At 51.7% G+C, this 7,132-nt stretch carries 3 protein-coding genes; all 3 read left to right on the forward strand.

Features of this window, described 5'->3' with window-relative positions; all coding sequences use genetic code 11:
• On the forward strand, nt 1–1,604 hold a 1,604-nt coding region (locus KGB06_RS27905), incomplete at its 5' end, for a carbohydrate binding domain-containing protein (RefSeq protein ID WP_223521488.1).
• A gap of 35 nt (nt 1,605–1,639) precedes the next feature.
• Nucleotides 1,640–5,419: a neuraminidase-like domain-containing protein gene (locus KGB06_RS27910; protein WP_223521489.1), complete on the forward strand. Its 3,780-nt coding sequence runs from the start codon at nt 1,640–1,642 to the stop codon at nt 5,417–5,419.
• A 545-nt stretch (nt 5,420–5,964) separates the two neighbouring features.
• Nucleotides 5,965–7,132, forward strand: a 1,168-nt coding sequence (locus tag KGB06_RS27915; protein ID WP_223521491.1) for a Tc toxin subunit A, incomplete at its 3' end; no start/stop codon positions are given.

The following is a 7,132-nucleotide window of genomic DNA, read 5'->3' on the forward strand; positions in this document are numbered from 1 at the left end:
TCAATCCCGGTAAAAATACCGCCGGACGAGTGGCCGGCGAGGCCACACTGGACACGCTCGAGATTATTCGGCAAACCGAAACGGTGCTTGCCTGGATGGTCGACAACCAGTTGGATATTCGCACCGCCCTGAGCATGACGACAGACGTCTACAGTCCCATCTTCACGCCAGAGCTGCACAATTTCACCCACAATCTCTACACGTCGCTTATCGGCGATAGTGTCGCGTCTAGCCATCAGGTCATCGAACCGATTTCTCCAGAGCTTGCGAAAAGGCTGCACCAAGCCATTGCACCGGTATTTAAAAGCAAACCTAATGTGATGGGTAAATTGCTGCAATGGCAGGACTCATTTTTCCGTATGCCTGATGGCATAACGGCCTATGGCCTCGGTGATTTCTGGGCGGATGTGATTCGGGTACACGGTACTGAACCGGAAGAGAGTGATTCGCTAGCCTCAGCTAACATCGCTCGTTACAGCCAGGGAATGGCGCAATATGCCCTGATTGCTCAATGGGCCGATTTGACCGAGCAAGAGCTGAATTTGATTGTCGACAAGGCCGACTTCTTCACTCTGGCTAGCATCAGCAGTAGCGCTGGCGATCTATCTCCTGGGAGGAGTGGAGTGGTCACGTTTACGTTCAGTGAGGATCCTGGAAGTTCCTTCACTGCGAGCAATGTCGTCTTGAACAATGCCACCCTGGGGCCTATCAGTGGTACGGGCACATCCCGTACAGCCACCGTTACCTCGATTGCCACGAACATCATCAGCAACGGCAGCTTTGCCGGAGGCGCTACGGGGTGGGGCACCAGCGGAACGGTTTTTCTTCACGGCAATGGCCACATGACCTTCGAGAGTGGGACTTCAGTGAACGGTGTCATCCAGCAGAATGTGACGACGGTCGAGGGGGAAACCTATGTCGTGCAGTTTTGGGTGCGCGGTCATAACAACAGCTACGGGCCCTGTAGGGCGACAGCCCAAGCCTTGGACGGTACGACGGTGCTTGGGTCTTTGGTGACCACTCCCAATTCTAGCGGAGCCACGGTCAAGTTCACTTTTGTCGCGACCTCGACGACGACAACCATCAAGTTGATTGAAACCATAGACGCCTCGAGTAATGAATATTATTTCGATGATTTTGTCGTAGCTCGCGTGCCGACAGTGACGGTGAGGAATAGCGTCTTTATGGACTTGGCCGCAAAGCCGTCCATGCCGTTGCTTTTGCGCATCGCACGACTTAAACAATGGTTACTGCGAGTCGTTGTACCGGCTTCCGAAGCTATCGGCTATTTCGAAAAGGCTAATCAATCCGGTCAGACGAGTGCCAAAGCCATTGACGCGCTGGCGGCGATCCATGGCTGGGATTCGAAGCAAACAGTTCTGATGAACAGCTCCCTGGTTAATCAACAGACCTATTCAGATTTTCCAAAGTGCTTCGACGACGTTTGTCATCTGGAGGCCTGGATGCTTGCCAGTGCGCACTTGGATGTTGGAGGCAACTGCATTGACCTGCTTTATAGAATGTCTAAATCAACAGTCGGTGCGCAAGAGTCAAGTTTGATTCGTGGTGTTGCCGAGCAATTAACGGCCACGATCAAACACTAACTCCGTTGTCACTGTACCAACGCCAGGAGCATGCCATGACTAATTCCACCGCAATCAATGCCATCCAGACCGCGCGGCGCGATGCGCTGGTTGACTATTACACCACTTACTGCATTCCCCAAACAGCATTGGGAGATGGCACACCCTTGAGCTTGCGCGTTAAAAATGCCGAGGATCTTTACGAGTATCTACTACTCGACACCCGGATTGGCCCGGAAGTCCTGACTTCTCGGGTTGCCGAAACCATTTCCAGTTTGCAGTTGTACATTAATCGCTGCCTGAGGGGGACTGATCCGGATGTGAACAATGCCTCTGAGTCGACCATGGTAGAGCAATCCAAGCCAGGCCGCTTTCTTTATGATTGGCCGGATTACAATCAGGTGTATTCGACTTGGGCGGGTAAGGAACGTTTGCAGTATTACCCTTCTACGTATATCAGTCCTGGTTTGCGCTATAGCAAAACCGAACTATTTAAATCCCTCGAAGAGACCATTAACCAAGGACGCATTTCTGACAGCCGGGTACAAGCAGGCTTCCAACAATATTTGTTCAGTTTCGAAACACTCGCCAACCTGAAAACCATCAGCGGCTATCAAGCAGGGACGAATGCATCGGCTGATAGTCAGGATACCCTCTACTTTATTGGTCGCAGCCAAAATGCCCCCCACAACTATTACTGGCGTAGTTGCAACATGGCTGTGCGTAGCGATGAGAACTCGCTTACGGGTGGTGCGTGGTCGCAATGGTTAAAAATCAATGTGCCCACCGAGGAAGCATTGGATAATATGATCAGACCTTGTTGGTTTAACCAGCGGTTGTATATTTGCTGGATTAGCCGAACGGCAAAGAATGGCATCGGTAGCAGCAATGTGACGATCGAATATGAGTACTTTAGTAATATCTGGTATTTGCAGGGTGATGGTGTGTGGGTTTCTTATAAAAAGGAGAGCCTTCCACGTAAGCCTTCGAAGTTTTCGCTTGTCAATAATATGCTTGCGGGAAAACTGAGGTTTTTAGATGAGTCTTACGCTCTTGGAGAAAAAGACTTTGTTTATTCCGATGCTGCGCTGTTTGAGGACAAGGCCAAGGAAGGAGATGTTCATGAGTTTCATAAGTTAAATACGACGGTGACGGTAGGTTTTGTTTCTGACTCGACTATTGAGTTGCGCTATAAGCATGCGGCGATCGCTATAGTTCGTCAGTTTGATCATGATGGCGACTTTATTGGTGAGATGCGATTTAACGTCGGAAATAATACTGAGTATGTTTATGAGTTGAGTAATAATACTAGGTATCTTGAGGTGGAGTTGAGTATTGGTGGTGTGTCGGAGAGTCAAAAGGTTCATGTCTACATGGGTTATGATTTGCCATTATTTGGCCGGCTTTTTCATTTGGCTGGAGGGCTATTGAAGTGCGTGTTGGAAACTTCTGGTGAGTTGGTTGTCAGCAACTTGGAAACTAGCTCGGCACCCTATTTTACTTCGATGTTGCAAAGTGATGGCGTTGGTGGTCTTTTAAGCTACAACTGTCAGGCCCAGGATGTAGAGGGTGGCAATACGGCCCCTATTGATTTTAATAGTTCCTATGGACTGTATTTTTGGGAATTATTTTTCCATAGCAGTTTCCTGATCGCCGACCGTTATCTGACTGAGCAGAACTACGCTCGAGCAGAGCAGTGGCATAAGTACATTTTCTCGCCGACGGGTTATCGTAACAGTCTAGGCATTCTGGACACAGTAGAAAACGATATCCGTTACTGGAACGTGGTGCCACTGCAAAAGGACCAGACCTGGAATGCGTCGATCCCGGAGACGGTCGACCCAGACGTCATCGCCATGAATGACCCCATGCATTACAAGATGGCGGTTTTCCTCAGCAGTGTGAACGCGCTGATCGAACATGGCGACAACTGCTACCGGATGCAGCAACGCGACTACATGACCCAAGCGAAAATGTACTACATACAAGCCTCGCAAATGCTTGGCCCGCGACCGGACATTGATTACACCAACAGTTGGTCCAATCCTACGGTCGGAGTGGAGGCTTCTACCGGCAGCCTCCAGCAATCCGACAGCAGCAATGAACAGACACCCAGCCGCATGGCAACGTTGTTCAAGGCTTATCTGCTAGACGCCAATGGCAGCTTTTTACCGCCTTACAACGCCGACCTGTTGCTGTACTGGGACAAACTGGAGGTACGCCTATTCAACCTGCGCAACAACCTGACCCTCGATGGCCAGCCATTGGTGCTGCCACTGTTTGCCACGCCGGTTTCACCCACGGCCTTGCAGCTTCAGCATGGCGCGGGCAACGGCGCAGCGGGTGGTTCAGTGCCCGCCAACCAACAGGTCAGTGAATTTCGCTTCCCGGTCTTGATGGACAAGGCCCGCACGGCGGTGAGCAGCGTCATTCAGTTCGGCAACGAACTGCAAACAGCACTGCTGCAGCGTGACAACGAGTACATGACCCTGTTGGTACAGACCCAGCAGCAACAGATTTCGACCCTGACTCAGGAGCTTCAGGTCGATAACATCGCCTCGCTGACCTCCGGGGTGGCTGCCTCGACTGAGGCGCTGAACAGTGCGAAGACTCGCCTGGCGCATTACACCGGCCTGTACAACAACTGGATTTCCAGCAGTGAGCAGAGTGCCATGGATCTGCGTGTGGCAGCCGGGGCGCTGAACGCCGGCTCGCTGATCAGCAACGTGGTAGGTGCTGCGGTTGAAATGGCCCCTAACACCTTCGGGCTGGCTGTGGGTGGATCGCGATGGGGCGGCGCGGCACGTGCGGTGGCCTTTGGGTTGCAAGCGTCGGCAACGATCCTGGAAACTTCCGCCCAGCGACTGGATATCAGTGAGCAATACCGCCGTCGACGCGCGGACTGGCAGATTCAGAAGCAAGGTGCGGAATTCGAAGTCAAGCAGCTGACGGCACAAATCCAGTCGCAGAATCAGCAACTGGCGATGGCGCAAAAGCAAAAGGCGCTGTATGCACAGGAGCTGAACAATATGCGTGCGCAGTACGCCCTGCAGACCACGCGCTTCACCGGGCTGGAATTGTTTAACTGGATGGCCGGTCGACTCTCTTCGCTTTACTACCAGCTGTATGACAGTGCGCTGGCGCTGTGCCTGACGACGAAAGCTGCGCTGGGACGCGAAATAGGTGATTCCAACGCTGGCAGTCTGTTCACCGCGCCAATGTGGAACGATCTCTATCAAGGGTTGCTGGCCGGGGAAAGCTTGCAACTGGAGCTGCAAAAAATGGAGAACATCTACCTGCGCCTGGACAAACGTGGCCTGGAAATTCAGAAAACCATTTCGCTCAATACTCAAATCACTCGTGCTGACAGCAGTAAAAGCTTTTCCGTGTTCCTGAACGGGGCGCTGTCGGGCAACCCGGTTGTTGCGGCCGGCGGCGTAGCAATCAAGACGGTGAACGGCGACAAGCTGGTCATTGAACTGGACATCGCAGCGCTTGATCTGGACGTCGCCTATGACAGCACGGGTAAGGTCGGGCGCTTCAAAAATATTGGCGTGACGTTACCGGCGTTGATTGGGCCTTATCAGGATGTAGAGGCCACCTTGGGTAAGGGAAGCGGCAACTATGTTGCGCTGTCCCGCGGGCTCGATGATTCCGGCTTGTTTACGGTCGACTTCAATGATCCGAAATACTTGCCGTTTGAGGGCGATTCAACCACCACCGGGACGCTCGTTCTGACGTTCTTCAAGGCCGGCACAGGTCAGCAGCAGCGTGAGCTGGTGGAAAGCCTGGTCGATGTCATTTTCCATCTCCGCTACACCCTCAAAGGGTACTGACAGTGGCCGCGTGCCAGGGGCTCAGCCCTTGGCCGCGCAGTAAGCCGAATCTAACGTTCAGTCTGGGGGGAAGTGATGCCTGGACTGCTCGTTGACATCAATTTCTACCCGTCAAAGTGACATTCGGTTATGTCATGGTTATCAAGGCAGATTATTTGTGGGGCAGGACTGCGAAAGGTTCATTGCCGTACGAGTGACGTCAATCGCTTCGATATGAAACGGGTAATAACCGACTCTAATCGCCACAAATAGACATAAAGCTACGATTTCAGACCTTTTATTTTTTCTCTCGTCTTTATGTTTTATAAATAACTCTGCAAAGGTGGTAGGTCGTCTTTAAGACATTATAGAGATGCATCGCAATACGCTGGGCGGACTTTAGCGCTCTGCGTCGGTTGTCTTGCGGGCGTATCAAGTTTTTTATCGACCTTGCGAATGATTTCACTAATTAAACTTAGTACTTGATGCGTGCTGGCTCGTCTGTCCATGGCTGACGGCGCAATGCACTTCGGTTTTCTATAGAGAAAAATTCTGGGAATAATACTATGAACGAGTCTTTGTTGCGGTCGCTACAAATGTCCACGGAAAGCGAAGTGGCACTAAAGCAGCTTGATGAAAAGGGGTTTAATTCGATCTTCGATATTGTTAAAGAACCACTTGAACAATTTTGCTGCACGATGGAAGAGCTGTCTGGAGAGCAGGCTGAATTGATTCATTCGGCAGCGTGCAAGCGGGTCGAAGCCCTGGAGAGTATCCATCGAACACTCCGCTCTCGTAATGAACCGGTCATGCAAAGCATTCCCAAGTTGGGCATTGCACCATTTCCGCAGGAGCTACAAATGGCGATGGGGCGCTCGCTGGGTGGCGCCGTAGATTTTGACGATCTTTTTGACGAGCGCTCCGGCGCTGGCTACGCGGAAGTAACGTCTATTCAATCGCTATTTTCGCCGGGACGCTACTTGGTTGAACTTTATAAAATCGCCCAAGGGCTTCACTCGGTAAGCAGCCCGCTGCATATAGATAAGCGTCGTCCGGATATCAAAAACCTTGTTTTGGATGAAACCAATCTTGTTAAAGAAATATCAACCCTCGAGATCTTGAACGAGACCTTGTTGAAAGGCATGCAGGCGTCAACCGGTGCTCCTGGCCTGCAAACGCTGGAAACTGTCTGGTACCCGATGACACTGCCTTATCACGATAACCTGGTGCAGGTACGTAGTGTGCTGTCGGCGAGCAAGCTTTCACTTGTGAAGCTCTGGTCTGCGCTGGCTGATGATCAAGTGACCGCCTTCAACGCTCTCACCCTCGACGGGGGCGGTGGCTCGGTAATTCCCGACGTCACGCCGTCGCCGAAAACTCGAGAGCAACTGGAAATAGCACCTGAGCTTTATGCTTTGCTGATTAATCCTGTCTCTGATGAGGCGGTAGTGAAACGTCAATATAACCTTGCTGCGCAGGATGATATCGCCTTGAAACTCAAGCCGGTCGATGAGTTTATCGCGCGTACCGGGCTGACTTTCAATCAGTTGATCGGCATGACCGCTCAGGCCGACTACTCGGGCAATGTTATCACCAATCTCATGAAGTCGGTGTTCTGGCGCTATGGCGAGAGTGAGCCTGTTAACGTCGACGTATACGGGCAAACCTATCTATCCAATGTGAGTTCAGATCCCGCCTCTTTGCTCGTATGCACGACTGAGGCAAAAAAACTTG

The sequence above is a fragment of the Pseudomonas sp. GL-B-19 genome, assembly GCF_019956415.1.
GTDB lineage: Bacteria > Pseudomonadota > Gammaproteobacteria > Pseudomonadales > Pseudomonadaceae > Aquipseudomonas.

What these genes read in the sequence shown, in the direction of transcription:
- KGB06_RS27910 (WP_223521489.1), top strand. Translation starts at nt 1,640, where the DNA reads ATGACTAATTCCACCGCAATCAATGCCATCCAGACCGCGCGGCGCGAT.